The sequence below is a fragment of the Streptomyces sp. NBC_00464 genome (assembly GCF_036013915.1).
Classification (GTDB): Bacteria; Actinomycetota; Actinomycetes; order Streptomycetales; family Streptomycetaceae; genus Streptomyces.
This window is the reverse complement of sequence record NZ_CP107899.1, coordinates 2,766,010-2,790,871: the sequence shown is the minus strand read 5'-3', so window position 1 is coordinate 2,790,871 and position 24,862 is coordinate 2,766,010. Positions and strand designations below refer to the sequence as shown.

General features: G+C 71.4%; 27 protein-coding genes. 18 read left to right on the top strand and 9 right to left on the bottom strand.

Annotation, left to right across the window (positions count from 1 at the left end):
* Positions 1-24 precede the first annotated feature (24 nt).
* The 3 genes from OG912_RS12115 to OG912_RS12105 all read left to right on the top strand — a co-directional run bounded on the left by OG912_RS12115 (position 25) and on the right by OG912_RS12105 (position 2,159).
* Positions 25-1,248: an alpha/beta fold hydrolase gene (locus OG912_RS12115; RefSeq protein WP_327709362.1), complete on the top strand. Its 1,224-nt coding sequence runs from the start codon at positions 25-27 to the stop codon at positions 1,246-1,248.
* 40 nt (positions 1,249-1,288) lie between these two features.
* The gene (gene tsaE, locus OG912_RS12110; protein WP_326738141.1) at positions 1,289-1,855 is read left to right on the top strand and encodes a tRNA (adenosine(37)-N6)-threonylcarbamoyltransferase complex ATPase subunit type 1 TsaE; all 567 of its coding nucleotides are present in this window, start codon (positions 1,289-1,291) and stop codon (positions 1,853-1,855) included.
* A gap of 139 nt (positions 1,856-1,994) precedes the next feature.
* A complete protein-coding gene (locus OG912_RS12105; RefSeq protein WP_326738142.1) occupies positions 1,995-2,159 on the top strand; it encodes a hypothetical protein in 165 nt (54 codons plus the stop codon).
* 24 nt (positions 2,160-2,183) lie between these two features.
* Here OG912_RS12105 and OG912_RS12100 read toward each other — a convergent pair whose 3' ends face one another.
* Positions 2,184-2,720, bottom strand: coding sequence for a hypothetical protein (locus OG912_RS12100; protein WP_326740737.1), 537 nt, complete (start codon positions 2,718-2,720; stop codon positions 2,184-2,186).
* A gap of 195 nt (positions 2,721-2,915) precedes the next feature.
* Between OG912_RS12100 and tsaB the strand changes: the two genes are divergently transcribed.
* Genes tsaB through OG912_RS12080 form a run of 4 tightly spaced genes read left to right on the top strand, consistent with a single transcriptional unit; the run spans position 2,916 to position 5,471 of the window.
* A complete protein-coding gene (gene tsaB, locus OG912_RS12095) occupies positions 2,916-3,563 on the top strand; it encodes a tRNA (adenosine(37)-N6)-threonylcarbamoyltransferase complex dimerization subunit type 1 TsaB (protein WP_327713401.1) in 648 nt (215 codons plus the stop codon).
* A complete protein-coding gene (gene rimI, locus OG912_RS12090; protein ID WP_327709361.1) occupies positions 3,560-4,087 on the top strand; it encodes a ribosomal protein S18-alanine N-acetyltransferase in 528 nt (175 codons plus the stop codon). The genes tsaB and rimI overlap by 4 nt, the downstream gene beginning before the upstream one ends.
* Entirely contained in the window at positions 4,087-5,190 is a 1,104-nt protein-coding gene (gene tsaD / locus OG912_RS12085; protein WP_327709360.1) for a tRNA (adenosine(37)-N6)-threonylcarbamoyltransferase complex transferase subunit TsaD, read from the top strand. Before rimI ends, tsaD begins: the two co-directional genes overlap by 1 nt.
* Positions 5,187-5,471, top strand: a complete 285-nt coding sequence (locus tag OG912_RS12080; RefSeq protein ID WP_327709359.1) for a hypothetical protein — start codon at positions 5,187-5,189, stop codon at positions 5,469-5,471. The genes tsaD and OG912_RS12080 overlap by 4 nt, the downstream gene beginning before the upstream one ends.
* On the opposite strand, the gene OG912_RS12075 is transcribed toward OG912_RS12080, so the two are convergent.
* Complete coding sequence (locus OG912_RS12075; protein WP_327709358.1) at positions 5,416-6,123, bottom strand: TetR/AcrR family transcriptional regulator; 708 nt, start codon at positions 6,121-6,123, stop codon at positions 5,416-5,418. The genes OG912_RS12080 and OG912_RS12075 overlap by 56 nt on opposite strands.
* A gap of 122 nt (positions 6,124-6,245) precedes the next feature.
* Here OG912_RS12075 and OG912_RS12070 point away from each other — a divergent pair, with 122 nt between their 5' ends.
* The 6 genes from OG912_RS12070 (at position 6,246) to OG912_RS12045 (ending at position 11,100) form a co-directional block, all read left to right on the top strand.
* Positions 6,246-7,721, top strand: coding sequence for an MFS transporter (locus OG912_RS12070; RefSeq protein ID WP_327713400.1), 1,476 nt, complete (start codon positions 6,246-6,248; stop codon positions 7,719-7,721).
* A gap of 43 nt (positions 7,722-7,764) precedes the next feature.
* Positions 7,765-8,127: a YciI family protein gene (locus OG912_RS12065; RefSeq protein WP_327709357.1), complete on the top strand. Its 363-nt coding sequence runs from the start codon at positions 7,765-7,767 to the stop codon at positions 8,125-8,127.
* Between the two features lie 51 nt (positions 8,128-8,178).
* Positions 8,179-9,429: an RNA polymerase sigma factor gene (locus OG912_RS12060; protein WP_327709356.1), complete on the top strand. Its 1,251-nt coding sequence runs from the start codon at positions 8,179-8,181 to the stop codon at positions 9,427-9,429.
* A 63-nt stretch (positions 9,430-9,492) separates the two neighbouring features.
* Entirely contained in the window at positions 9,493-9,963 is a 471-nt protein-coding gene (locus OG912_RS12055; RefSeq protein ID WP_327709355.1) for a VOC family protein, read from the top strand.
* A 53-nt stretch (positions 9,964-10,016) separates the two neighbouring features.
* Positions 10,017-10,682 (top strand): hypothetical protein, encoded by a 666-nt coding sequence (locus OG912_RS12050; protein ID WP_327709354.1) that lies wholly within the window; start codon positions 10,017-10,019, stop codon positions 10,680-10,682.
* 52 nt (positions 10,683-10,734) lie between these two features.
* On the top strand, positions 10,735-11,100 hold the full coding sequence (locus OG912_RS12045) for a hypothetical protein (protein ID WP_327709353.1): 366 nt from the start codon (positions 10,735-10,737) through the stop codon (positions 11,098-11,100).
* A 10-nt stretch (positions 11,101-11,110) separates the two neighbouring features.
* Here OG912_RS12045 and OG912_RS12040 read toward each other — a convergent pair whose 3' ends face one another.
* Complete coding sequence (locus OG912_RS12040; protein WP_327709352.1) at positions 11,111-12,376, bottom strand: class I SAM-dependent methyltransferase; 1,266 nt, start codon at positions 12,374-12,376, stop codon at positions 11,111-11,113.
* A 96-nt stretch (positions 12,377-12,472) separates the two neighbouring features.
* On the opposite strand from OG912_RS12040, the gene OG912_RS12035 reads away from it, so the two are divergent.
* The 4 genes from OG912_RS12035 (at position 12,473) to groL (ending at position 16,115) form a co-directional block, all read left to right on the top strand.
* Complete coding sequence (locus OG912_RS12035) at positions 12,473-13,489, top strand: polysaccharide deacetylase family protein (RefSeq protein ID WP_327709351.1); 1,017 nt, start codon at positions 12,473-12,475, stop codon at positions 13,487-13,489.
* Positions 13,486-13,815 (top strand): hypothetical protein, encoded by a 330-nt coding sequence (locus OG912_RS12030; RefSeq protein ID WP_327709350.1) that lies wholly within the window; start codon positions 13,486-13,488, stop codon positions 13,813-13,815. Before OG912_RS12035 ends, OG912_RS12030 begins: the two co-directional genes overlap by 4 nt.
* Positions 13,816-14,079: 264 nt before the next feature.
* On the top strand, positions 14,080-14,388 hold the full coding sequence (gene groES, locus OG912_RS12025) for a co-chaperone GroES (protein ID WP_024490209.1): 309 nt from the start codon (positions 14,080-14,082) through the stop codon (positions 14,386-14,388).
* A 104-nt stretch (positions 14,389-14,492) separates the two neighbouring features.
* Positions 14,493-16,115 carry a chaperonin GroEL gene (groL, locus tag OG912_RS12020; protein ID WP_326738155.1) on the top strand — a complete coding sequence of 541 codons (1,623 nt, stop codon included), beginning with the start codon at positions 14,493-14,495 and terminating at the stop codon, positions 16,113-16,115.
* Positions 16,116-16,918: 803 nt separating this feature from the next.
* On the opposite strand, the gene OG912_RS12015 is transcribed toward groL, so the two are convergent.
* The 5 genes from OG912_RS12015 to OG912_RS11995 form a co-directional block, all read right to left on the bottom strand.
* Complete coding sequence (locus OG912_RS12015; RefSeq protein WP_327709349.1) at positions 16,919-17,947, bottom strand: hydroxyacid dehydrogenase; 1,029 nt, start codon at positions 17,945-17,947, stop codon at positions 16,919-16,921.
* A gap of 36 nt (positions 17,948-17,983) precedes the next feature.
* Positions 17,984-18,838, bottom strand: a complete 855-nt coding sequence (locus OG912_RS12010) for a carbohydrate ABC transporter permease (RefSeq protein WP_327709348.1) — start codon at positions 18,836-18,838, stop codon at positions 17,984-17,986.
* The gene (locus OG912_RS12005) at positions 18,835-19,728 is read right to left on the bottom strand and encodes a carbohydrate ABC transporter permease (protein WP_326738158.1); all 894 of its coding nucleotides are present in this window, start codon (positions 19,726-19,728) and stop codon (positions 18,835-18,837) included. The genes OG912_RS12010 and OG912_RS12005 overlap by 4 nt, the downstream gene beginning before the upstream one ends.
* The gene (locus OG912_RS12000; RefSeq protein WP_327709347.1) at positions 19,728-21,056 is read right to left on the bottom strand and encodes an ABC transporter substrate-binding protein; all 1,329 of its coding nucleotides are present in this window, start codon (positions 21,054-21,056) and stop codon (positions 19,728-19,730) included. Before OG912_RS12000 ends, OG912_RS12005 begins: the two co-directional genes overlap by 1 nt.
* Positions 21,057-21,200: 144 nt before the next feature.
* Positions 21,201-22,286, bottom strand: a complete 1,086-nt coding sequence (locus OG912_RS11995; RefSeq protein WP_327709346.1) for a substrate-binding domain-containing protein — start codon at positions 22,284-22,286, stop codon at positions 21,201-21,203.
* A 214-nt stretch (positions 22,287-22,500) separates the two neighbouring features.
* Between OG912_RS11995 and OG912_RS11990 the strand changes: the two genes are divergently transcribed.
* Positions 22,501-24,030: a right-handed parallel beta-helix repeat-containing protein gene (locus tag OG912_RS11990; RefSeq protein WP_327709345.1), complete on the top strand. Its 1,530-nt coding sequence runs from the start codon at positions 22,501-22,503 to the stop codon at positions 24,028-24,030.
* Positions 24,031-24,038: 8 nt separating this feature from the next.
* Here OG912_RS11990 and OG912_RS11985 read toward each other — a convergent pair whose 3' ends face one another.
* Entirely contained in the window at positions 24,039-24,812 is a 774-nt protein-coding gene (locus tag OG912_RS11985; RefSeq protein WP_326738162.1) for an SDR family NAD(P)-dependent oxidoreductase, read from the bottom strand.
* Between the last annotated feature and the right edge of the window lie 50 nt (positions 24,813-24,862).

Genomic DNA, 24,862 nt, shown 5'->3' with positions numbered 1-24,862 from the left:
ACGACCGACGAGGAGCGCGGCACGGTGAGTGAGATCAGCGCGGGGGACGCGGTGGCGACGGCCGCTTCGGCGGTCGGCTGGCGCCGGGCGGGGATCGCCGGGGCCGCCATAGGGGTGATCGCCGCAGGCGCGGCGGCCGGGGTCGCGGTCGAGCGGCTGACGGTCGGCCGCGGGATGCGCAAGCGGGCCAGGCTGGCCCTGGACGCCACCGGACCGTACGGCTCGCTGCGCGGGCTGCCGGGCCGGGCGACGGCCGACGACGGCACGGAGCTGTACTACGAGGTCGACGAGGTCGACCCGGGCAGCGGCGCGGGAACGGGCGGCACGCCCCCCGGCCCGGCCGCCGCCGGTCCGCGCAGACGCCGTCTCTTCGGACGCAAGGCCCCCGCCCCGGTGACGGTCGTCTTCAGCCACGGCTACTGCCTCAGCCAGGACTCCTGGCACTTCCAGCGGGCGGCCCTGCGCGGCATCGTGCGCACCGTCCACTGGGACCAGCGCAGCCACGGCCGCTCCGAGCGCGGCCGGGCGCAGGCGCAGGGCGTGCACGTCGGCATCGACCAGCTCGGCCGTGACCTCAAGGCCGTGATCGACGCGGCCGCTCCCGAGGGGCCCGTGGTGCTGGTCGGGCACTCCATGGGCGGCATGACGATCATGGCGCTGGCCGATCAGTATCCGGCCCTGATGCGCGACCGGGTCGCCGCCGTCGCCTTCGTGGGCACGTCGAGCGGGAAGCTCGGCGAGGTCAGCTTCGGGCTGCCGGTGGCGGGCGTGAACGCGGTACGGCGGGTGCTGCCCGGCGTGCTGAAGGCGCTCGGCTCGCAGGCGGAGCTGGTGGAGCGGGGGAGGCGGGCGACCGCGGACCTGTTCGCCGGGCTGATCAAGCGGTACTCGTTCGGCTCACGGGATGTGGACCCGGCGGTCGAGCGGTTCGCCGAACGGCTCATCGAGTCCACGCCGATCGATGTCGTCGCGGAGTTCTACCCCGCCTTCGCCGAGCACGACAAGAGCAATGCGCTGCCGCTGTTCCGGGACGTCCCGGTGCTCGTCCTGGCGGGCGACAAGGACCTGGTGACGCCCAGCTCGCACAGCGAGGCGATCGCGGACCGGCTGCCCGACGCGGAACTGGTCATCGTCCCGGACGCCGGCCACCTGGTGATGCTGGAGCACCCGGAGACGGTGACGGACCGGCTGGCGGACCTGCTGGTGCGGGCCGGGGCCGTACCGGAGTCCTCCGAGGCGCGTGGGTGAGGGCCGGGGCCGTACCGGAAATCCTCTAACGTTGGCGGGCATGGAAGCACCGCACAGCAGCCCGGCGGCCGAGCCCGCCGGATCCGTCGCGCACGTCACCGACACCGTCACCGTGACCCTGGCCGTCGAATCACCCGAACAGATGCAGGCTCTGGGCCGCCGGATCTCCGGCGTCCTGCGCCCCGGCGACCTGGTGATGCTCACCGGCGAACTCGGCGCGGGGAAGACGACCCTGACCCGTGGTCTCGGCGAGGGCCTGGGCGTGCGCGGCGCCGTCACGTCCCCCACCTTCGTGATCGCCCGCGTCCACCCCCCGCTCGGCGAAGGACCGGCGCTGGTCCACGTCGACGCGTACCGCCTGGGCGGCGGGCTCGACGAGATGGAGGACCTGGACCTCGACGTGTCGCTGCCGGATTCGGTGGTCGTCGTCGAGTGGGGCGACGGCAAGGTCGAGGAGCTCTCCGACGACCGTCTCCAGGTGCTGATCGACCGCGCCGTCGGCGACACGGACGACGAACGGCGCGTAGTGACGCTCGTGGGCGTCGGCGTGCGGTGGGCGGGGCTGCGGAATGACTCCTGGGACCCGTGGGACGTGGCGGGCGCCTGAGACGAGGTCGCCCCGGGCCCGTTTCCGACATGGTGTCGGTAAATTGTTGCGCGGGGCGGTGCGGGCGTGGTGACATGGAGGGCGAGAGCAGGTTAGGTCTGCCTAACCGTGCCTTCCACCGGAGCCCGAGGAGGCGTCCATGCCGACATCCGAGCGTGACGTGCAGCCGCCGCGGGCGGTATCGATGAGAGACCTGCTGGCCGCGGGGGCGGCGGCCGACGCGGTCTCCACCCCGCCGGCCGGCCCGCGCGGCGCGGCCCCCGCGCCGCGCGAGGGCACGGGAACGAACACGAAGCGGGCCTGAGCCCCACGGGCGCGCCCCTCGGGGCTACGGGACGACGTTGACCTTCACGCCCACCGTGGCGAACGTCCACACCGCGTCGCCGTCCGCACGGGACATCCGGACGCCACCCGCCTTCAGCGTCGGGTCCGGGGCCTCCATCGAGCCGTCCTGCGCGGCGCTGAAGCCGATGGCCACGTCATCGGTCGTCGCGAACCGGACCACGTGCTCGATCGGCACCCCGTCGGAGCCCGTGACGCTGCCGGAGCGCGAGCTCACCGGATAGGTGCCCGGCAGCGGGCTCACCGCGCTCGGCATCACCTTGAAGGTCCGGGTCGACTTGTTCTTCGCGTTCACCAGCCACACCCGGCGGTCACCCAGCGCGTACACCACGCGCATGCCCGAGCCGGACGCGGCGGGAACCGCCAGCGGGTCCTTCTTCGGCTTCGGCTTGGCGTGGCCGCCCTTGGCCGGTGCGCTGCTGGACGCCTTCGGCGTGGCGGCGAGGTTGTCGGGGACGTCGGCCGATGCCTGGTAGGCCAGGAAGCCGACGACGGCCACGGCCGCCGCGGTGAGCGCGGCCACGATTCCCGAGCTGCCCCTAGCCACCGTTCGCGCCTCTTTCGCCGTTGCAGTTCGTCGTATGTCGTACAAGCGTTTACACGTACTCCGCGTATACCCGGTGACGGTAGCACCGGAGCACCCCCGCACCGGGACGCCGTACGGGGCGCCGTACCGCCCGCGGCGGAGCCGTAGGCTGTTTGCGTGCTCTTGCTCGCTATGGATACCGCCACCCCCGCTGTCACCGTCGCCCTGCACGACGGGACCCGCGTCGTCGCCGAGTCCGGTCAGGTCGACGCCCGAAGGCACGGGGAGCTGCTGCTGCCCGCCGTCGACCGGGTCCTCGCCGAGGCCGGAGTGACGCTCGACACCGTGACGGACGTGGTCGTGGGCGTCGGCCCCGGCCCGTACACCGGACTACGGGTCGGCCTGGTGACGGCCGCGACGTTCGGCTCGGCGCTGTCCGTGCCCGTGCACGGGCTGTGCACCCTGGACGCTCTCGCGTACGCCGCGGGGCAGGCCGGGGTGGCGGGACCGTTCGCCGTCGCGACGGACGCCCGCCGCAAGGAGGTGTACTGGGCGCGGTACGAGGACCCCCTCACCCGCACCGGTGAACCCGCCGTCGACCGGCCCGCCGACATCGCCGGGCAGCTCGCCGGGCTCCCCGTCGTCGGGGCGGGTGCGGTGCTCTACCCGGACGCGTTCCCGGACGCGCGCGGCCCCGAGCACCTCGCCGCCGGTGCGATGGCCGCCCTCGCCGCCGAACGCCTCGCCGCGGGGGACGAGCTGCTGCCGCCGCAGCCGCTCTATCTGCGCAGGCCCGACGCGCAGGTCCCGAAGAACTACAAGGTGGTCACGCCGAAGTGACCGCCACGACCGCAGTGCTGCGCGAGATGCGCTGGTGGGACATCGATCCGGTGCTCGACCTGGAACACGAGCTGTTCCCGGACGACGCCTGGTCGGCCGGCATGTTCTGGTCCGAACTGGCACATGCCCGCGGCCCGCAGGCCACCCGCCGCTATGTGGTCGCCGAGGACCCGGTCTCCGGCCGGATCGTCGGATACGCGGGCCTCGCCGCGGCCGGTGACCTCGCCGACGTGCAGACGATCGGTGTCACCCGCGGCCACTGGGGCGGCGGGCTCGGCTCCGAGCTCCTGACCGACCTGCTGAAGCACGCCACGGCCTTCGAGTGCGCCGAGGTGCTGCTGGAGGTCCGGGTCGACAACACCCGGGCGCAGAAGCTGTACGAGCGCTTCGGCTTCGAACCGATCGGCTTCCGGCGCGGCTACTACCAGCCGGGCAACATCGACGCACTCGTCATGCGCCTCCACGTACAAGAACACGTACAAGAACACGTACAAGAGCACGTACAAGAAAACGGGACTGACTGATGGCTGACGAACCGCTCGTACTCGGCATCGAGACCTCCTGCGACGAGACCGGCGTCGGTATCGTCCGCGGGACGACGCTCCTCGCCGACGCCGTCGCGTCCAGCGTCGACACGCACGCCCGCTTCGGCGGCGTCGTCCCGGAGATCGCCTCCCGCGCGCATCTGGAGGCGATGGTCCCCACGATCGAGCGCGCCCTGAAGGAGGCCGGCGTCACCGGCCGCGACCTCGACGGCATCTCCGTCACCGCGGGCCCCGGCCTCGCCGGCGCCCTGCTCGTCGGCGTCTCGGCGGCCAAGGCGTACGCGTACGCGCTGAACAAGCCGCTGTACGGCGTGAACCACCTGGCGTCGCACATCTGCGTCGACCAGCTGGAGCACGGCCCGCTGCCCGAGCCGACGATGGCGCTGCTGGTCAGCGGCGGGCACTCCTCGCTGCTGCTCGCCCCCGACATCACCAACGACGTCCGGCCGCTCGGCGCGACCATCGACGACGCGGCGGGCGAGGCCTTCGACAAGATCGCCCGGGTGCTGCACCTCGGCTTCCCCGGCGGCCCGGTCATCGACCGGCTCGCGAAGGAGGGCGACCCGAAGGCCATCGCGTTCCCGCGCGGCCTGAGCGGCTCGCGCGACCCCGCGTACGACTTCTCCTTCTCCGGCCTGAAGACCTCCGTCGCCCGCTGGATCGAGGCGAAGCGCGCCGCGGGCGAGGAGGTGCCGGTACGGGACGTGGCGGCGTCCTTCCAGGAGGCCGTGGTGGACGTGCTCACCCGAAAGGCCGTCCGGGCCTGCAAGGACGAGGGCGTCGACCACCTGATGATCGGCGGCGGCGTCGCGGCCAACTCGCGGCTCCGGGCGCTCGCCCAGGAGCGCTGCGAGCGGGCCGGCATCCGGCTGCGCGTGCCGCGGCCCGGACTGTGCACCGACAACGGGGCCATGGTCGCGGCGCTGGGCGCGGAGATGGTGGCCCGCAACCGGCCCGCCTCCGACCTGGAGCTCTCGGCCGACTCCTCGCTGCCGGTCACCGAGACCCACGTACCGGGCGCCGGTCACGCCCACACGCACGACCACGTGCACGAGATCAGCAAGGACAACCTGTACTCATGAGCGGGAACGGCGCCACCGTCGCGCTGATGTGGGAGGCCCGGGCCACCGAGGGCCGGGGCGCGGAACTGCTGGAGTGGGCGCGCGCCCGCACCGGCGAGCTGGCGCGCCCCCCGCTGCGCAGCGAGCTGCTGCGCGCGCCGCAGGACCGGGTCCTGGTCATGACCTGGTGGGAGGGCGCGTACGGCGACGAACTGCCGGAGCTGCCCGAACCGGACGCGGCGATCGTCACCCGGCCGGTGCACCGCTGGCGTTTCGAGTCCCTCGGGCCAGCAGACCGGTGATGATCGCGTCGAGTTCGTCGGCCGCCTCGTAGTCGGCGGCGTAGGCCCGCCAGTCGTTCCGGATCGCGGTGAGGCGGGGCAGTGCCGCCGCGTCCTGATCGGTGACCATCTCGGGGAAGTACCGCTTGGACGGCGGGTGTTCGGCGCGGCGGGCGGCCGACCGACGGAAGACCAGGTCGCCGTAGACGTAGTTCCAGATCGTCCGGTAGGCGCGTACCGCCTGTTCGGGGGAGAGGCCGCAGAGGATCGCGCAGTCGACGATCTCCTCGACCATCCACAGGGCGTCCTTGTCCGTGAGTTCACCCAGCGCCAGGACGTCGAGCACCCAGGGAAGCTGCGCCAGGATCCCGTGCAGGTGCGTCGCGACGGTGAGCAGGCGCGCGCGCGGGTCCGCGGGCAGTTCGGGGCGCGGGAAGGCGGCCGCGGTCCCGGACAGGGTGAGCATCAGCAGCTCGTCCTTGTCCTGGACGTAGTGGTAGAGCGCCATCGGCGTGGAGCCGAGCTCCTTCGCGACCCTGCGCATGCTCAGGGCGTCCACGCCCTCTTCCTCGATGATGCGGCGCGCGGTGGCGACCATCGCGTCCGGGTCGAGCCTGCGCGGCCGCCCCACGGACCGCTTCGCCGCCGGTGCTTTCTTCTCTGTCCCTGACACCCGGGCATTGTCTCCCGTCCCTTCGCCGGATCATCTGCGCTTAATTTCTATACGCGTATAGTAATGACCCGACCGAGTGTCCGCGAGGGAAGGGGAAGACCGTGAACGACCGATCACGGCAGATGCGTTGGCTGCTGCCGGTGGCTCTCACCGTGCAGTTCATGGTGGCGTTGGACATGTCCGTGGTGAACGTCGCGCTGCCGGACATGCGCGCCGATCTCGGCTTCACACCGCAGGGGCTCCTGTGGGTCGTCAACGCGTACGCGCTCGCGTTCGGCGGGCTGCTGATGCTCGGGGGACGGCTCGCCGACCTGCTCGGCAGCCGCCCCGTCCTGATCGCGGGCCTGGCGCTCTTCGGTGCGGCGAGCCTGGCCGGGGGACTCGTCGGGTCGCCCGGCACCCTGATCGCCGCGCGGGCGGTGCAGGGGGTCGGCGCCGCCGCGCTCGCTCCGGTGGCCTTCGCGCTGATCGCCATCGCCTTCCCGGCCGGGCCCGCGCGCTCCCGCGCCCTGGGGCTGTGGGGCATGGCGGGCGCGGCGGGCGGTGCGGTCGGGGTACTGGCCGGCGGAGTGCTCACGGATGTCGCGGGCTGGCGTGCGGTGATGCTCGTCAACGTGCCGATCGTGGCCTTCGCGCTGCTCGCCTCCCTGCGCACCGGGCCGACCCCGGGACCCGCGGGAGCCGGCGCCCGGCTCGACGTGGCCGGGGCGCTGCTCGCCACCTGCGGTACGGCCCTGCTCGTCCTCGGGCTCGTGGGGACCTCGACCCACCCCTGGGGGTCCGCCAGGACCCTCGCCACGCTGGGCGGAGCGGCAGTGCTGCTCGTCGCCTTCGTCGCCGTCGAACAGCGCACCGCGCATCCGCTGCTGCGGCCCGGCCTGCTGAGGGGGCGGCCGGTCCTGACGGCGAACCTGTTCTGCCTGCTGCTCAGCTCCGGTCAGTTCGCCGCGTTCTACTTCGTCTCGCTCTGCCTGCAGCAGGTGCTCGGCTACGGACCGACCGCGGCCGGAATCGCCTTCCTGCCGTTCAGCGCGGGCGTCGTCGCGGGTTCGGTCATCGCCACCCGTACGGTCGCGGCGCTCGGCACCCGGCGGCTGCTGGCCGTGGGCGGCACGCTGGCCGCTCTCGGCATCGCCGGCTTCGCGGTCACGGCCCGGACGGACGGCACCTTCCTCACGTTCGTCCTCGGCCCGTCCCTGGTCTCCGCCGTCGGGATCGGCATGTGCTTCGTCCCTCTCGGCACGGCCGCCACGACCGATGTCGCGCCCGGGGAGACCGGTATGGCCTCCGGGCTGCTGAACAGCTCCCGGCAGGTGGGCGGCTCGCTGGGGCTCGCGGTCCTGGTGACGGTCGCCGCGCAGGTCAGCGGGGACTCGAACCGCCCGGCCGACCTGGTCTCCGGCTACGCGACGGCGTTCTGGGCCGCCGCCGGACTGCTCGCGGCGGGGGCCCTCGCCGCGCTGGTCCTGCTTCCGCGCGAGCGGGAAACCGGGGCGGTGACCACTCCCGGAACGGGCCCGGTGGCCGATCCGGACATTTCTTTGAAGAATTCCGGGGGAAGTGTCGATTCGGCTGTCTCCCGTTCGACGCACAGGTGAGAGGCGGGGAAGAGGTCCCCGCCCTTCCGACCGAGGAGTCACCATGCCGCGCTTCATGTCCCTCATCCGCATCGACGAGCAGGCCGCCGCCGGCTTCGAGCCCGACCCGGACTTCGAGAAGCGCATGGGCGCCCTGTTCGAGGAGATCAGCAAGGCGGGCGTGATGCTGGAGACGGCCGGCCTCACCCCTACCGCCCAGGCCACCCGGGTCCACTGGTCCGGCGGAAAGCTCAGCTACACCGACGGGCCCTTCACCGAGACCAAGGAGGTCGTCGGCGGGTACGCCATCCTCCAGTGCAAGGACAAGGAAGAGGCCCTGGAGTGGACCAGGCGGTTCCTGCAGTGCCACCCGGAGAGCTGGAGCGTCACCTCCGAGGTCCGGGCCATCGACGAAGCGACCGGCTGACCGGCCGGCCGCGCTTGCCCGGGCCCGGGGCGGCTGCTCTGATGGGTGGCCGTGACGGCAGCGAGCGCGGTTGAGGCGGTATTCAGGATCGAGTCCGCGCGGATCATCGCCGGTGTCGCCCGGATCGTCCGGGACGTGGGCATCGCCGAGGAGCTCGCGCAGGACGCCCTGGTCGCCGCGCTGGAGCAGTGGCCGGAGTCGGGCGTCCCGGACAACCCGGGAGCCTGGCTCATGGCCACGGCCAAGCACCGCGCCATCGACCTCGTACGCCGCCGCGAGACGTACGCCCGCAAGCTGGCCGAGATGGGCCGCGACGTGGAGACCGTCTCCGGCGAACCGGACCCGGGTGCCGCGGACCCGGACCGGATCGACGACGACCTGCTGCGGCTGATCTTCACCTCCTGCCACCCGGTGCTCTCCACCGACGCCCGGATCGCCCTCACCCTGCGCCTCCTCGGCGGCCTCACCACCGAGGAGATCGCCCGCGCCTTCCTCACGACCGAGCCGGCCGTCGCCCAGAGGATCGTCCGCGCCAAACGGGCGCTCGGCCGGGCCCGAGTGCCCTTCGAGGTGCCGTACGGCCCCGAGCGCGCCGCCCGCCTCGGATCGGTGCTCGAAGTCATCTACCTGGTCTTCAACGAGGGCTACGCCGCGACCGCCGGCGACGACTGGCTGCGCCCCGGCCTCTGCGAGGACGCGCTGCGGCTGGCCCGGGTGCTGGCCGGGCTGACGCCGGGTGAAGCCGAGGTGCACGGACTGGCCGCCCTGCTGGAGCTCCAGGCCGCGCGCACCGCCGCCAGGACCGGACCGGACGGCGCCCCGGTGCTGCTCGCCGACCAGAACCGGGCCCGCTGGGACCGGCTGCTGATCCGCCGCGGCTACGCGGCCCTGCTCCGGGCGGGCGAAACGGCCGCGGAGGCGGGGCAGGCCCTGGGCCCGTACGCCCTCCAGGCGGCCATCGCCGCCTGCCATGCCCGGGCGGCGCGCTACGAGGACACCGACTGGGCAGCCATCGCCGCGCTCTACGACCGGCTCGCCGCCCTGACCCCGTCCCCGGTCGTCGAGCTCAACCGCGCGGTCGCCGTCTCCATGGCCGAGGGGCCGGCCGCCGCTCTCGCCCTCGTCGACGCGCTGGCCACCGACCCCGCGCTCAAGACGTACCACTTGCTGCCGAGCGTCCGCGGGGATCTGCTGGAGCGGATGGGGCGTACGGACGAGGCACGCGCCGAGTTCGTACGGGCGGCGGAGCTCACCCGCAACGAGCGGGAACGGGCCCTGCTCCTGGACCGGGCCGGCCGATGAGTTCCGGGGCCACCGCCGGTCTACCTTGCACGGCACCCGGTACCACCGCGTGAGGAGAAGACCATGCAGAAGGTCACCACGTTCCTGTGGTTCGACAAGAACCAGGCCGAGGAGGCTGCGAACCACTACATCTCCGTCATCGGCGGTGACTCGCGCGTCCTGGACGTGACCCGCTGGACGGCCGCGTCGCCCGGCGAGGAGGGGGCGGTGATGACCGTCCGCTTCCAGCTGGACGGCGCCGAGTACATCGCGTTCGACGGCGGCCCCGAGTTCCCCTTCAGCGAGGCGGTCTCGCTCTCCGTCGACTGCGACTCGCAGGAGGAGGCGGACCGTCTGTGGGACGAGCTCACCGCGGACGGCGGCCAGGAGAGCCAGTGCGGCTGGCTCAAGGACAGGTTCGGCGTCTCCTGGCAGATCATCCCGCCCGGTCTCGGTGAAGCCCTGACCGATCCCGACCCGGAGAAGGCGGCCCGCGCCATGAAGGCGATGCTCGGCATGAAGCGCCTGGACATCGAGGCCCTGCGCAATGCCTGACATGTGATCACTCGGGCGTGGGGCGGCGCCCGGCGCTCGATAGGGTCGGACCCATGTCCCCTCGCTCAGCGCTGCCGCCGCCCCCGCCGCCCGTGGAGATACGTTCCTGGCCCGACCGGAGCGCGTTGCTCGCCGACCGGGCCTTCATTCTCGGGGCGTTGGTGAAGATGCACCTCGGGCCCGGCCGGCTCGGGCTGCTGTGGCTGTGGGGTGCGCTCGGTGCGCTCGGCTGGGCGCTGATCGGCGCGGCGTTCATCACCTTCGAGGAGTCGTACGACGTCATCAGCGCCTTCATCGGCGCGATCATGCTGGTCATGGGCGCCTGCTGCCTGGTGCCGGCGGTCATCCTCGTCGTCATCGGCCTGCGCCGGGACCGGGAGATCCGCCGACTGCTCGCGCAGTGGGGCGCGTTGGACCGTGACCCGGCGGGCGACAGCGCGTTCCGGCTGCCCGGCGTGAGCCTCGCCTGGCTGCTGGGCTCCTTCGCGCTCTGTGCCTTCGGGCTGTACGCCTGCTTCGCCGTGCCCGCGGGCGCCGTACGCGGCAGCGACACCTACGGCCTGATGGCCCTGATCATGGGCCTCGGTTTCATCGGCTGGCTCATCGGCCTCGTTGGCATCATCAAGGCTTTCTGGCACCGGCGTTGGGTCCTCAGGACGCTGGCCGGCGGGGTCGCGCCCGAGCCGCTCGTTTCCTCCGGCGGCGGCGCCCACCGCTGACCCCGGCCCTATCCTGGGGCGTGCGCGGGTTACTCCGGGGGAGGGCGTTTTCATGGAGTGGTACTGGTGGGTGCTCATCATCTTCTGGACGGGCGGTTTCGGCTGGGTGGTCGACAACGTCCGTACGGCGCTGCGCAATCGGCACGCCCGCAGGCTGGAACTGCTGGAGGCCGGTAAGCAGGAACGGCTGGCGGTCGAGGCGGCGAACCGGCCGCCGGAACCGGTCTGCGGCTGCACGCACCACCTCGCCAAGCACGACAAGCGGGGCAAGTGCCACGAGCGGGTCGAGGTGCCGACCGCGTGGGACGAGCAGAAGAAGCCGGTGCGCTTCGAGTCGGGGCAGTGCAACTGCCAGCAGTACGTGGGCCCGCAGCCGCTCTCGCAGGTCTACGCGGAGGACCTGACCGACCTCGCGTAGCGCCGGTCCGTCAGCCGCGGCCGGCCTCCGGGCCGGTCACGGGGCGGCCGACGAGCATCGTCGGCGCGTCCGCGACCCGGGTCAGGAAGACCGTTGCCGCGTTCGGGCCCTGGAGCTTCATCTTCCTGCGCAGTTCCTCCGGTTCGACCGCGGAGCCGCGCTTCTTGACGGTGAGGACGCCGACCTTCCGCTCCCGCAGCAGCGCCTTCAGCCGCTTCATGTTGAAGGGCAGCTGATCGGTGATCTCGTAACCTGCGGTGTACGGGGAGTCGTACAGCTCGTCGCTCGTGACGTACGCGATCATCTCGTCGAACAGCCTGCCGTGGCACCGCTCCACGATGTCGGCGACCAGATGCGCCCGGATCACCGCGCCGTCCGGCTCGTACAGATAGCGGCCCACCGGGCCCACCGGCGGGGCGGGCAGCGCGGCCGGAGCGGACAGGGTGGCGCCCGACGGGAGCAGGGTCGCGCGGTAGGAGCCCGCCTCGAAGCCCTCGCCGAACCAGAGCACCGCCTCCTTCACGTCGCCGCCGTCCGAGATCCACTCGGCCTCCGCCTGCGGCCCGATCGCCTCGTGCGGGACGCCCGGGGCGATCTTCAGGGCGGCCCTGGGCGCCTTCAGCGCAGCCGCGGTCGCCCAGGACAGGGGCGGGGAGTACGCCTCGGGGTCGAAGATCCGGCCGCGTCCGCCCCGGCGGGCCGGGTCGACGAAGACCGCGTCGTAGGGCGTGGTGTCGATCTCCGTGACGTCGGCGCACCGGACCTCGATCAGCGCGTCCAGGCCGAGCGCGGCGGCGTTGGCACGGGCCACCTCGGCGGTCAGCGGGTCGCGGTCCACGGCGAGGACGGAGATCCCGGCGCGGGCCAGGGCGATCGCGTCGCCGCCGATCCCGCAGCAGAGGTCGGCGACGCTGCGCACCCCGGCGTCCGCGAACCGGCGCGCGCGGTAGCCGGCCACCGAGGTGCGGGTCGCCTGCTCGACCCCGTTCGGCGTGAAGAACATCCGGTGCGCGTCCTCGGCGCCGAACTTCGCCACCGCCCGCTGCCGCAGCCGGGCCTGCCCCAGCGCCGCCGATACGAGGGCGGCCGGGTGGCTGCGGCGCAGCCGGGTGGCGGTGGCCAGTTCGGTGGCGGGGTCGTACGACCGCAGCCCGGCCAGCAGTTCGGCGCCCTCGGGGGCGCGCAGGGCCAGGAAGGCGGCGAGGGGGTCTGGGGCGTCGGACGGGTCGGGGGCGTCGGACGGGCCGGTCGGGGCGAGAGCGTTCACCCGCCCCATTGTGGGCCAGTCGGCTGCGCGCCAGGCGGGGGACCGTGCGGGGCGGGTGCTGTGTCGGCCCGGATACCCGATCCCGGGCTGGCAGGATGCGGCGCCATGCAGCCAGTACGACAAAAGGAAGAATTTGCCATGAAGCGTCTCAGACCGGGTGCGGCATCGGGCGGACAGGGGCGCAGGAAGCGCGGGCAGGGCCACCTGCGGCGCCGGCCGGGCTATGCGGTGCTCGCCGCACTCCTGGTCGCCGCAGCCGCCTCGGGCTGCGCGGCCGAGACCGGACAGCGGGCCGCGGCCGACCCGGTGCGCGAGGCGGCGGCCCATGCCGGACCGCCGAAGGGCGCCCCGGCGGGAGCGGCCGGTTCCGCCGCGGCGCAGGCCGAGAAGGCGCGCCGCGTCCAGGCCGCACGGGCCGTCGCCGCCAAGAAGTGGGGACTGGCGAGCACCCCGCTGGCTCCGCCGGCCCCGCCCGCCGTGAAGCCGCACCTCACCACCCGTAAGGGCTTCGAGGTCGAGGGCGGCGACGCGTCGCTGCCGCCGGTCTTCACCACGGTCCCCACCAAGGAGAAGATCGTCTTCCTGACGATGGACGACGGGGACGACAAGGACCCCGAGCTGCTGCGGATGATGTCGGAGCTGAACATCCCGTACAGCGCCTTCCTCAGCGACTACCTGGTGCGCGACGACTACGCGTACTTCAAGGAGGCCCAGGCCCGTGGGGTCGTCCTCGGCAACCACACGCTGAACCACCGCTACATGCCCGGGCTCTCCCATGCCGAGCAGAAACAGGAGATCTGCGACCAGCAGGACATCCTCGAGAAGCAGTACGGCGAGCGCCCCCGGCTCTTCCGGCCGCCGTACGGCAACTACAACGGCGACACCCTGCGGATCGCCAAGTCCTGCGGCATCACGGCCGTACCGCTGTGGGCGGCGGAGGCGTTCCCCGACCACATGGAGTGGCGGGAGGAGGACCAGGACCTGCACCCCGGCGACATCATCCTCACCCACTTCCGCGGCAAGAAGGAGTGGAAGGGCAGCATGCCCGACCTGATCCGGTCCGTCATGAAGGTCATCACGGACAAGGGATACGCGGTGGCCCGGCTGGAGGACTACGTATGAGAAGGGCGCACCGGCTGCTGGCCGGACTGCTGACCGCCGGTGCGCTCCTGACCGTCACCGCCGGCTGCGCACAGTCGGTGGACCCGATCGAGCGGCTGGGCCGGAAGGCGGCGCAGCGGATGAACCCGTCGCCGAGCGCCCCGGAGGTGCGGCCCGCGGCCGTGCGCGGTGATCACGGGGCGCCGGGGGCGATGGTCGTCGTCGCCTGCGGCCGCCCCGCGGTGGCCGGGGACTCCCGGGTGGTGCGCCCGCCGGTTCGCTGGTGGCCGGAGCGGCCGGGGCCGCGCGACGGGGCGGTCCTGGACGCGGGGTGCCGGCACGGCTGACGTGCGGAACGGTCCGGGTGCCTGTGGCGTTCTCCCTGTGCCGGGCCGGGCTCGACGGCGAACGGCCGGACGCCACGAGGGGCGTGAATTGGCACTCCGCTTGACCGAGTGCTAATCGCGGTCATAGTCTCAGTGCTGGCACTCCCCACTGGAGAGTGCCAGCAGTACTGTGCGACCAGCAGGTCCGGCACCCGCGACGACGGGCCCATCTGGTCGCCACCCAAAGACTGATAACCCCGTGAGATCTCCGAAGGGGGAGACCGGATCGTGTCGACCAGCACCAAGGTTGCGATCAAGCCGCTCGAGGACCGCATTGTGGTCCAGCCGCTCGACGCCGAGCAGACCACGGCCTCCGGCCTGGTCATTCCGGACACTGCCAAGGAGAAGCCCCAGGAGGGCGTCGTCCTGGCCGTGGGCCCGGGCCGCTTCGAGAACGGCGAGCGTCTTCCGCTCGACGTCAAGACCGGCGATGTCGTTCTGTACAGCAAGTACGGCGGCACCGAGGTGAAGTACAACGGCGAGGAGTACCTCGTCCTCTCGGCTCGCGACGTGCTCGCGATCATCGAGAAGTAATTCACCAAACGTTTGCTTCTGTTCTGCGCCCCTGGCCCCCTGCGAAATAACTAGCCGGGCGGCGAGGGGCGCAGTTCTTGGTTTTGAGAGGACAGTTCAGCTCCATGGCGAAGATCCTGAAGTTCGACGAGGACGCCCGTCGCGCCCTCGAGCGCGGCGTCAACAAGCTTGCCGACACGGTCAAGGTGACGATCGGCCCCAAGGGCCGCAACGTCGTCATTGACAAGAAGTTCGGTGCGCCCACCATCACCAACGACGGTGTCACCATCGCGCGCGAGGTCGAGCTGGACGACCCGTACGAGAACCTCGGTGCCCAGCTGGTGAAGGAGGTGGCGACCAAGACCAACGACGTAGCCGGTGACGGTACGACCACCGCCACCGTCCTGGCCCAGGCGCTCGTCCGCGAGGGCCTGCGCAACGTGGCCGCGGGTGCGTCCCCGGCCGCCCTGAAGAAGGGCATCGACGCCGCGGTCAAGGCCGTGTCCGAGGAGCTCCTCGCGACCGCCCGCCCGATCGAGGACAAGTCCGACATCGCCGCCGTGGCCGCGCTCTCCGCGCAGGACAGCCAGGTCGGCGACCTCATCGCGGACGCGATGGACAAGGTCGGCAAGGACGGTGTCATCACCGTCGAGGAGTCCAACACCTTCGGTCTGGACCTTGAGTTCACCGAGGGCATGGCCTTCGACAAGGGCTACCTGTCCCCGTACATGGTGACCGACCAGGAGCGTATGGAGGCCGTCCTCGACGACCCGTACATCCTGATCCACCAGGGCAAGATCGGCTCGATCCAGGAGCTGCTGCCGCTCCTGGAGAAGGTCATCCAGGCCGGTGCCTCCAAGCCGCTGCTGATCATCGCCGAGGACGTCGAGGGCGAGGCCCTGTCGACCCTGGTCGTCAACAAGATCCGTGGCACCTTCAACGCCGTCGCGGTGAAGGCCCCGGGCTTCGGTGACCGCCGCAAGGCCATGCTCGGCGACATCGCCACCCTCACCGGTGCGACCGTCATCGCCGAGGAGGTCGGCCTCAAGCTCGACCAGGCCGGTCTGGACGTGCTGGGCACCGCCCGTCGCGTGACCGTCTCCAAGGACGACACCACCATCGTCGACGGTGGCGGCAAGTCCGACGAGGTCGCCGGCCGCGTCAACCAGATCAAGGCCGAGATCGAGTCCACGGACTCCGACTGGGACCGCGAGAAGCTCCAGGAGCGCCTGGCGAAGCTGGCCGGCGGTGTCTGCGTGATCCGCGTCGGTGCGGCCACCGAGGTGGAGCTCAAGGAGAAGAAGCACCGTCTGGAGGACGCCATCTCCGCGACCCGCGCCGCGGTCGAGGAGGGCATCGTCTCCGGTGGTGGCTCCGCTCTGGTCCACGCCGTCAAGGTCCTCGAGGGCAACCTCGGCAAGACCGGCGACGAGGCCACCGGTGTCGCGGTCGTGCGCCGCGCCGCCGTCGAGCCGCTCCGCTGGATCGCGGAGAACGCGGGCCTCGAGGGCTACGTCATCACCTCGAAGGTCTCCGAGCTCGACAAGGGTCAGGGCTTCAACGCCGCGACCGGCGAGTACGGCGACCTGGTGAAGGCCGGCGTCATCGACCCGGTCAAGGTCACCCGCTCCGCGCTGGAGAACGCCGCGTCCATCGCGTCGCTGCTGCTCACGACCGAGACCCTGGTCGTCGAGAAGCCGGCCGAGGAAGAGGCCGAGGCCGGTCACGGTCACGGCCACTCGCACTAGCGTGTAGCTGTGCCGCGCAAGCGGTGAGGCCCGGTACCCCGCGAGGGGTACCGGGCCTTTTGCGTATCCGGCCGCGCCGGCGCCTTTGCCGCCCGGGATCTGGGCCGCCTGGTGCATGAGGCTCCGCCGGCAGGCCCCAGCGTATGGGCTTCGCCGTTCGAACTCGGCCCCTCCGGCGCATGAGGTTTTCACCGCCCGAATCCGGTGCCTCCGGCGGTTGAGGCTTGCCCGGATCCGGCTCCGGCGGTTAAGGCTCGCCCGAATCCGGCTCCGGCGGTTGAGGCTCGCTTGGATCCGGCGCCTCCGGCGGTTGAGGCTCGGCCGAATCCAGCCCCTCCGGTTGAGGCTCGCCCGGATCCGGCGCCTCCGGCGACTGAGGCTTGCTCGGATCCGGCCCCTCCGGTTGAGGCTCGCCCGGATCCGGCGCCTCCGGCGGTTGAGGCTCGGCCGAATCCAGCCCCTCCGGCGATTGAGGAGCGGGGTCCGGGGCGGAGCCCCGGAGGCGCTGCCCCCGTACCCCCGCTCCTCAATCGCCGGAGGGGCTGGAGTGGCCGGCGAGGCTGGATTCGGCCGCTGAGGCTGGCCGGGCCGGCCGGGCCGGCCGTGTTAGCCGGATGGGCAGGGTTAGCCGGTGGGCCCGTATGGGCGGTGCTGGCCGGATGGGCCGGGCAGGCCGGGCAGGCCGGGCAGGCCGGGCAGGCCGGGCAGGCCGGGCAGGCCGGACGGGCTGATCGGGCTGATCGGGCTGATCGGGCTGATCGGGCCGGACGGGCCGGGCGGGCCGGACGGGCCGGGCGGGCAACCTACGCCGACCGCGAGAGCGCGTCCCCGTGCACCGGGTCCGCGAACGGGCGGCCGGACGCGAAGCGTTCCAGTTCGTCCAGGGCCTGGTCCGCCATCCGGTGCAGCTCGTTGCCGAGCGATCCGGCGACGTGCGGAGTCAGCAGCACGTTCGGCAGGTCGTAGAGCGGCGAGGACGCCAGGGGGAGGTCGGGGTCCGTGACGTCCAGGACCCCGTGCAGCCGCCCGCTCGTCAGCTCGGGAAGCAGCGCGGCCTCGTCGACCAGCGACCCGCGCGCCGTGTTGATCAGCGTCGCACCGGTCGGCATCGCCGCCAGCTGGGCGGCACCGATGAGATGGTGCGTCTCGGGCAGTTGCGGGGCGTGCACCGAAACGACGGAGCTGCTCGCGCAGAGATCGTCGAGCGTGGTGAGACGGACGCCCAGCAGCGCCGCCTCCTCCTCGCTGACATACGGGTCGTACAGCAGGACGTCGAGATCGAAGGGGCGCAGCAGCTCGATCACCCGACGGCCGATGCGGGAGGCGCCGACGATGCCCACCGTACGGCGGTAGTTGCCGGTGCCGTCCAGCTCGTCGAGCCAGTCGTGCTTGGTGCGCAGCTCGCGGTAGCGCTGTGCGGAACGCAGGACCTGCTTGCCCGCGAAGAGGATCGCGGCGAGGGTGAACTCGGCCACCGGCAGCGCGTTGGCCCCGGCCGCCGACGTGACGGCGATGCCCCGTTCCCAGCAGGCGTCGGTGATGTGGTGCTTCACGGACCCGGCCGCGTGCACCACCGCCCGCAGCCGGGGGGCGGCGGCCAGCACCGGTGCGGTGAGCGGGGTCGCGCCCCAGCAGGTGAAGAGGACGTCGGCCTCGGCGAGCGCGGCCGCCACCTCGGGCGTCGGGTCGGCCAGGTCGTGGGCGACGAGCTCGGTGTCCGTACGGGTGAGGGCGGCCAGCCGGGTGTGGTGGCGTTCGGCGAGGAGGCGTCCGGCGATGCCGGGGGCCATCGCGAGCAGGGCCCGGGGCCGGTTGTCAGTGGCGTGCGGCATGGTGGAACTCGTACTCCTCTGGGCTCGCATGGACGGTCACTTGACGCTTCCGGCGGTCAGTCCCGCCTTCCAGTGCCGCTGCAGGGAGACGAAGGCGACGATCAGCGGGATGACGGCCAGAAGGGAGCCGGTGACCACGAGGGGGTAGAAGCTCGGCTCGCCATGGGTGTTGGTGTTCCACGAGTACAGACCGAGGCTCAGGGGGAAGAGCTTGCGGTCCGAGAGCATCACGAGGGGGAGGAAGAAGTTGTTCCAGATCGCGGTGAACTGGAAGAGGAAGACGGTCACGAAGCCCGGCATGACCATGGGCAGACCGACGGACCAGAAGATGCGCAGCTCACCCGCCCCGTCGATCCGGGCGGCCTCCAGTGCCTCGTTCGGTATGTAGCCCGAGCTGAACACCCGGGCGAGATACACGCCGAACGGGTTGACCAGCACCGGGATCAGCACCGACCAGTAGGTGTTCACCAGGCCGACCTTGGACGCCAGCAGGTACATCGGCAGGGCGAGCGCGGTGGTGGGGACGAGCACGCCCAGCAGCACCATGCCGAACAGCTGGTCCTTGCCCCGGAACGCGTACTTGTCGAAGGCGTACCCCGCGGCGACGCAGATCAGCGAGCAGACGATCGCCCCGCCGCCCGCGTACAGAAGGCTGTTGAGGTACCAGCGGAAGTAGATGCCGTCGCCGTAGGAGGCCAGGTTGGAGAGGTTCTCGCCGAGGTTGAAGCCGTCGAAGGAGAACGCGTTGCCCGCGAGCAGGCCACCGGTGTCCTTCGTGGCCGCGGTGACCAGCCAGACGAGCGGGAAGAGCATGTAGACGACGGCGAGCAGCAGGAAGCCGTTGACGGCTGTCTTCGACATCCAGCGGCCGTGGGAGGCGGGGGAACTCATGCTTTCTTGCCCTTCCGGCCGGTGAAGCGGGTGATGACGAAGGACAGCAGCGCGGCCGTGAGCGCCAGCAGGATGGAGGCGGCCGCGGCGAGACCGTAGTCATTGCGCTCGAAGGCCGCGGTGTACGCGTACATGTTCGGCGTCCAGGTGGAGGAGACGGCGGAGCCGGTCCCCTTGTTGAGGATCAGCGGCTCGGTGAACAGCTGGAGCGAGCCGATGACGGTGAACAGCGCGACCATCACGACGGAGGCGCGGATCAGGGGGACCTTGATGCCGATCGCGATCCGCCAGGCGCCGGCCCCGTCGACGGTGGCCGCTTCGAGCACGGAGCGGTCGATGGCCTGCAACGCGGCATAGAAGATCACCATGTTGTAGCCGAGCCACTCCCACAGCGCGATGTTGACGATGGAGGGCAGGGCACCCTCGGGGGAGAAGAAGTCGAAGCCGATGCCTCCGGACTCCATGGCGCTCACCACCGGGCTGAGCTGCGGGGTGTAGAGGTACACCCAGATCAGCGCGGCGATGATGCCGGGCACGGCGTGCGGCAGGAACAGCGCGAGCTGGAAGAACCGGCGGGCGCGGGCCAGCGTGGAGTCCAGCAGCAGCGCGAGGGCGAGGGCTCCGACGAGGAGCAGCGGGATGTAGAACAGGCAGTATCCGAGGAGTACGCCGAAGCCCTCGCGGAACGCCCGGTCGCCCAGGGCCGCCGTGTAGTTGTCGAGTCCGCTGAAGACGGTCTCGGTGCCGCCGAAGCCCAGGCCGGACTGTTTCTCGGTGAACAGGCTGAGCCAGACCGCGTAGCCGATCGGCAGCACCATCGCCAGCGTGAACAGTACGAAGAAGGGCCCCAGCAGGATGGCGGCGGCTCTGGAGGTCCGGGCGCGCTTCATCAGCCTGCGTCCTCGACCTTCAGACCGCGCTTCTTCAGCTCGGCGACCGTGGCGTCGTGCCCGGCCTTCACCGCTTCCTTGATGGTGGTCCCGCCGCTTGCGACCTTGCCGAACTGGTCCTTCATCGTGGTGTTCGTGGTGCCGGTCGTCGGGCCCCAGTTCCAGTTCGGGCCGATGGACGTCGCGGCGTCCTCGAAGACCTGGTAGATGTCCTCGCCGCCGTAGAAGTCCGCGTCGAAGGCCTTCTTCGCGACCGGGCGCAGGGAAGCGGCGGCCGGGAAGGCGCTGGACGTGCCGGACTCGATGCGGGCCTTGATGCCTTCCGGGGTGGTCGACATCCAGGTGGCGAACTCGACTGCGGCCTCGGCCTTCTTGCTGTCCTTCGTCACCGCGAAGGTGGAGCCGCCGAGCATGCCGCTGGCCGGCTTGCCGTCCCAGCTGGGCATCGGGGCGACGGCCCACTTGCCGCTCTGCTCGGGCAGGGTGCCCTTGAGGACACCCGCGCCCCAGGCCGCGCCGAGGTAGCCGACGGTGCCGCCGTTCTTGAGGGAGTTGGTCCACTCCGGGCTGAAGGAGGCGTTGGCGCGGATCAGGTCGTCGTCGAGCAGACCCTGCCAGTAGTCGGTGACCTTGTTGGTCGCGGCGTCGGTGGTGTCGACCTTCCAGGTGTCGCCCTCGGGCTTGTACCACTGGGCGCCGGCCTGCCAGGCCATCGCCTGGAACGTGGTGGGGTCGTCCGGGAAGAACGTGCCGATCCGGGCCTTCTTGTCGGCCTTCTTGACCTTCTCCGCGGCCTTGCGGAAGTCGTCCCAGGTCTTGGGGACCTCGACGCCGTACTTCTCGAACAGGTCCTTGCGGTAGTAGAACGACTGCGGCGAGGCGTCGAAGGGGACGGCCCAGTTCTTGCCGCCGAGCGTCGTCAGCTCCACCGCCTGGGGCAGCAGCTTCTTCCTGACGTCCTCGGTGAAGTACTGGCCGATGTCCTGGAGCGCGCCCTGGCTGACGTACTCCGGAAGCTGCGGGTACTCGATGGAGACGAGGTCGGGGGCGTTGCCCGCCTTCACGGCGTTGGAGATCTTGGCGTAGCCGCCCGCGTTTCCGGACGGGATCTCCTCGTACACCACCTTGATGTTCGTGTGGGAGGCGTTGAACGCGTCAACGACTTCCTTGGACCCCTTGGTCCAGCCCCAGAAGGTGATGCTGACGGGCTTGCCGTCACTTCCGGCGGCGGAACTGTCGTCTCCGCTGCCGCCACAGGCCGTGAGAACGGCGAGGGCGGTGGCGGCGCCGACTACGGCGAGGGACGTTCTGCTCGAACTGCGGCTCACAGCGAGGCTCCTGAACAGGCGGCGACATTGGCGTTGGCCGTGATCCTTGGACCAGCCGTGACCGAAGTCAAGAGCGAAAGAGCGATTGATCGAAAAAAGATCAAAAAAGTTGCGTACGGAAGCTACTGAGGCGTCCGCGGCCGCCTACGGGAGCGGCCCTCCGCAGGAGTCCCTGACCCGCAGCTGCGGGAGCAGTGTCAGATGCCGGCGGGGGGCGTCGGAGCTCTGCCCCAGCCGCTCCACCAGCAGTTCCGTCGCATGGCGGCCCACCTCGCGCTTGGGCGGGGCCACGGCGGTGAGCGGGGTGTCCGCGAGCGCCGCCACCTCGTCGTCGTACGCGATCAGGGCGAGGTCCTCCGGCACCCGCACGCCCAGTTCGGCCAGGCGCTGGACCACCTGGATCGCGTCCACGTCGTTGTGGATCAGCGCGGCCGTCGCCACCCCCGTCAGGACCGCTTCGCGCAGTGCCTGCACGGCTTCCTCGAACGCCTCCGGGGCCAGTTCCGCCGGTACGGAATCGATCACGTCCTGCGGTGCGCGCAGCCCGAGCACGGTCAGCGCCTCCGCGTATCCGGAGCGCACCGCAAGGGCGGTGGGGGAGTCCGCGCGGGCCATCAGCAGCGGCGCCCCGTGCCCGAGGTCCACCAGGTGGCGCACGGCCAGCAGTACTCCGTGCGCATGGTCCGAGCAGACCCGGTCCAGGCCGTCCAGGGGTGATCCGGCGGTGGGCCTGCGCTCCAGCAGGACGGTCGGCACGGGCAGCGAGCTGATCCAGTCACCGAAAGCCGACGGGTCGCCCGGGTGCTGCCAGCCGGGCGCGACCAGCAGCCCCTCGGCTCCCGCGGACAGCAGCCCCTCGGTGCGGGCCTGGTCCTCCTGCGGCCGGTAGTCGGAGATCCGCAGGATCAGCCGGGCGCCGGCCCGTGCGGCGGCCTCGTGGGCGCCCCTGATGACCTCGGCGAAGTAGTAGGTCGCGGAGGGCGCGAGCATGCCGAGCACCAGCCCGTTTCCCGGGCCGGCGGGCCCTGCGGCGGGGACGGCGTCCTGAGGCCAGGACACCGAACCGTGGACCCGTTCGAGCAGGCCGCGGCCGGCCAGGTCCTCGACGTCCCGGCGCACCGTGACGGGTGAGACCCCCAGCTGCGAAGCCAGGTCCGAGACCCGGGCGGAGCCCCGGTCGCGTACCAGTCCGAGCAGGCGGTCATGACGTTCAACAGCACTTTCGCGCACGGCGGCAGTCCCCTCGCAGTGTGTGGCCCGGCCCCTGGCCCGGCCGGTGCCGGAGCCGGTGTCCGACCCTAGACCAACGTGATCGAACGATGGGAGTTTCGATCATTCAAACGCTATCCATTGACGTTCGATCAATCCGAGTCCAGGATTCCCGGCGATGCCGACCCGGCCGTTCCAGGCCTGTCCCGACCCTGACTGTTCGTACGGAGGAATTGTGAGACATCGCGTCACCGCCGCGGCGCTCGCGGCCCTGACTGCCGCCGCCGGTCTGACCTTCGCGGGCCCGAGCACCGCGCAGGCCGCATCCGCCGGCCGCACCTTCCACGTCGACTGCGGCGCCGCCCCCCAGGGGGCCACCGGCAGCAGGCAGCATCCCTGGACCACCCTCGCCGAAGCCAACGCGCACCCCTACGGGCCCGGCGACCGGCTGCTCTTCAGGCGCGGTGCCACCTGCACCGGCACCCTCGCCCCCACGGGCACCGGCTCCGCCCGCGCCCCGTTCACCATCGCCGACTACGGCAACGGCCCCGCCCGCGCCAGGCTCGACGGAGCCGGCGCCCACGACACCGTCCTGCTCTCCAACACGCAGTACGTGCACCTCAGGGCCCTGGAGATCACCAACGCCGACAACCCCGGCAGCGAGCGCAACGGAGTCCGTCTGCGCCTGACCGACTACGGCGTCGCCCGGGGCTTCGACATCAGCGGCCTCTACATCCACGACGTACGCGGCGGCGACTACAAGACCGTGTCCGGCTCCAGCGCCATCCACATCGCCGTCGAGGGCACGGCGAAGGCCAGTTGGTACGACGGCCTGGACATCGGCCACAACCGCATCGAGGACGTCGACCGCGAGGGCATCTACTTCAAGTCGACGTTCTCCAAACGCGATCTGGTCGGCGGGCAGCAGGACCCGAACGTCTACCCGGGGGAGTGGACTCCCAGCACCGGCGTCCGTATCCACCACAACACGCTGAAGTCCCTGGCCGGCGACGGCATGAAGCTCGACACCACCAGCGGCGCCCGCGTCGACCACAACCGGGTCGACGGATTCCAGCTCCGCTCGCCCTCCGCCAACGCGGGCATCTGGACGTTCAACACCGACGACACGACCGTCGAGTACAACGAGGTCTCCGGCGGCGGCAACACCCACGACGGCATGTCCTTCGACGCCGACGGCGCCTCGCAGAACACCGTCTTCCAGTACAACTACAGCCACGACAACAAGGGCGGCTTCCTGCTGATCTGCCCCTACAGCGGCGCGAAGACCATCGGCACGGTCGCCCGCTACAACGTCAGCCGCAACGACGGCGCCCGCCTGATCCAGAACTGCTGGGGCCCGATCCTCGGCACCGAGATCTACAACAACACCTTCCACAACAAGGAGCAGATCCCCGGCTACCTCGTCCAGGACGACGCCGGCAGCCCCGCCACCACCCAGCACGAACTGTCCGTCCGCAACAACGTCTTCGTCAGCGAAGGCACCGGCGGCTACGCGTTCAAGAACCCGACAGCCGGGCTCTCCTTCGACCACAACGCCTTCTACGGCATCGACATGACGCGCCCGAACCCCGGCGGCATCACGGCCGACCCGAAGCTGCGGGACGACTTCCGGCTCGGCGCCGGCTCGCCCGCCCTCGCCGCCGGAGCCGTCATCGACGACAACGGCGGCAAGGACTACTTCGGCAACCGTCTCAAGCCCGGCGCCCCCAACATCGGCGCCTACGCGGGCCGCGGCGTGCGGTAACCCGCCGCTCACTGAGGTCCGTACTTGCGGCCTGTCTTGGAGGTAACCCCTCCGAGCAGGCCGCGCGGCGTCACCTTCACCAGCCCCATCAACGCCTTGTACCGCGCGTCCGGAACCGAGACCGACTTGCCGCGCGCCAGGTCCGCCAGGGCCGTGGCCACCAGCTTGTCGGCGTCGAGCCACATCCAGCCGGGGATGTTGCCCGTGCCCATCCCGGCCCGCTGATGGAACTCCGTCCGTACGAAGCCGGGGCAGAGCGCCATCAGCCGCACGCCCGAACCTGCCAGGTCCTTCGCCGCGCCCTGGGTGAACTGCACGACCCACGCCTTGGACGCACCGTACGTACCGCGCGGCACGAACGCCGCCACGGAGGCCACGTTCACGATGCCGCCCCTGCCCCGCTCCTTCATGCCGGCCGCGGCCGCCGAGGTCAGCCGCAGGACCGCCTCGCAGTGCACCTTGAGCATCGCCAGTTCGTCCGCCATGGGGACGTCGAGGAAGGTGCCCTTGTTGCCGAACCCGGCGTTGTTGACCAGCAGATCGACCGACTCCTTGCGGTCGGCCAGCCGGGTCTCGACCGCGGCGATCCCGTCGTCCCGGGACAGGTCCGCGGTCAGCACCTCGGCCTCGATACCGTGCCGGTCGTGGAGTTCGGTGGCCTGTTCCCGCAGCCGGTCGGTGTCGCGGGCCACCAGCACGAGGTTGTGCCCCTCGGCCGCGAGCCGCCGCGCGAAGGCGGCCCCGATGCCCGCGGTCGCGCCCGTAATCAGTGCAGTCGTCATACGCGGCACGTTAGTGCCCCGCGGATGCCTTCGGACGACCCGCCCACCGC

What these genes read in the sequence shown, in the direction of transcription:
- tsaE (WP_326738141.1), top strand. Translation starts at nt 1,289, where the DNA reads ATGGAAGCACCGCACAGCAGCCCGGCGGCCGAGCCCGCCGGATCCGTC.
- OG912_RS12105 (WP_326738142.1), top strand. Translation starts at nt 1,995, where the DNA reads ATGCCGACATCCGAGCGTGACGTGCAGCCGCCGCGGGCGGTATCGATG.
- tsaB (WP_327713401.1), top strand. Translation starts at nt 2,916, where the DNA reads ATGGATACCGCCACCCCCGCTGTCACCGTCGCCCTGCACGACGGGACC.
- tsaD (WP_327709360.1), top strand. Translation starts at nt 4,087, where the DNA reads ATGGCTGACGAACCGCTCGTACTCGGCATCGAGACCTCCTGCGACGAG.
- OG912_RS12080 (WP_327709359.1), top strand. Translation starts at nt 5,187, where the DNA reads ATGAGCGGGAACGGCGCCACCGTCGCGCTGATGTGGGAGGCCCGGGCC.
- OG912_RS12070 (WP_327713400.1), top strand. Translation starts at nt 6,246, where the DNA reads ATGCGTTGGCTGCTGCCGGTGGCTCTCACCGTGCAGTTCATGGTGGCG.
- OG912_RS12065 (WP_327709357.1), top strand. Translation starts at nt 7,765, where the DNA reads ATGCCGCGCTTCATGTCCCTCATCCGCATCGACGAGCAGGCCGCCGCC.
- OG912_RS12055 (WP_327709355.1), top strand. Translation starts at nt 9,493, where the DNA reads ATGCAGAAGGTCACCACGTTCCTGTGGTTCGACAAGAACCAGGCCGAG.
- OG912_RS12050 (WP_327709354.1), top strand. Translation starts at nt 10,017, where the DNA reads ATGTCCCCTCGCTCAGCGCTGCCGCCGCCCCCGCCGCCCGTGGAGATA.
- OG912_RS12045 (WP_327709353.1), top strand. Translation starts at nt 10,735, where the DNA reads ATGGAGTGGTACTGGTGGGTGCTCATCATCTTCTGGACGGGCGGTTTC.
- OG912_RS12040 (WP_327709352.1), bottom strand. Translation starts at nt 12,376, where the DNA reads ATGGGGCGGGTGAACGCTCTCGCCCCGACCGGCCCGTCCGACGCCCCC.
- OG912_RS12035 (WP_327709351.1), top strand. Translation starts at nt 12,473, where the DNA reads ATGCAGCCAGTACGACAAAAGGAAGAATTTGCCATGAAGCGTCTCAGA.
- OG912_RS12030 (WP_327709350.1), top strand. Translation starts at nt 13,486, where the DNA reads ATGAGAAGGGCGCACCGGCTGCTGGCCGGACTGCTGACCGCCGGTGCG.
- groL (WP_326738155.1), top strand. Translation starts at nt 14,493, where the DNA reads ATGGCGAAGATCCTGAAGTTCGACGAGGACGCCCGTCGCGCCCTCGAG.
- OG912_RS12015 (WP_327709349.1), bottom strand. Translation starts at nt 17,947, where the DNA reads ATGCCGCACGCCACTGACAACCGGCCCCGGGCCCTGCTCGCGATGGCC.
- OG912_RS12010 (WP_327709348.1), bottom strand. Translation starts at nt 18,838, where the DNA reads ATGAGTTCCCCCGCCTCCCACGGCCGCTGGATGTCGAAGACAGCCGTC.
- OG912_RS12005 (WP_326738158.1), bottom strand. Translation starts at nt 19,728, where the DNA reads ATGAAGCGCGCCCGGACCTCCAGAGCCGCCGCCATCCTGCTGGGGCCC.
- OG912_RS11985 (WP_326738162.1), bottom strand. Translation starts at nt 24,812, where the DNA reads ATGACGACTGCACTGATTACGGGCGCGACCGCGGGCATCGGGGCCGCC.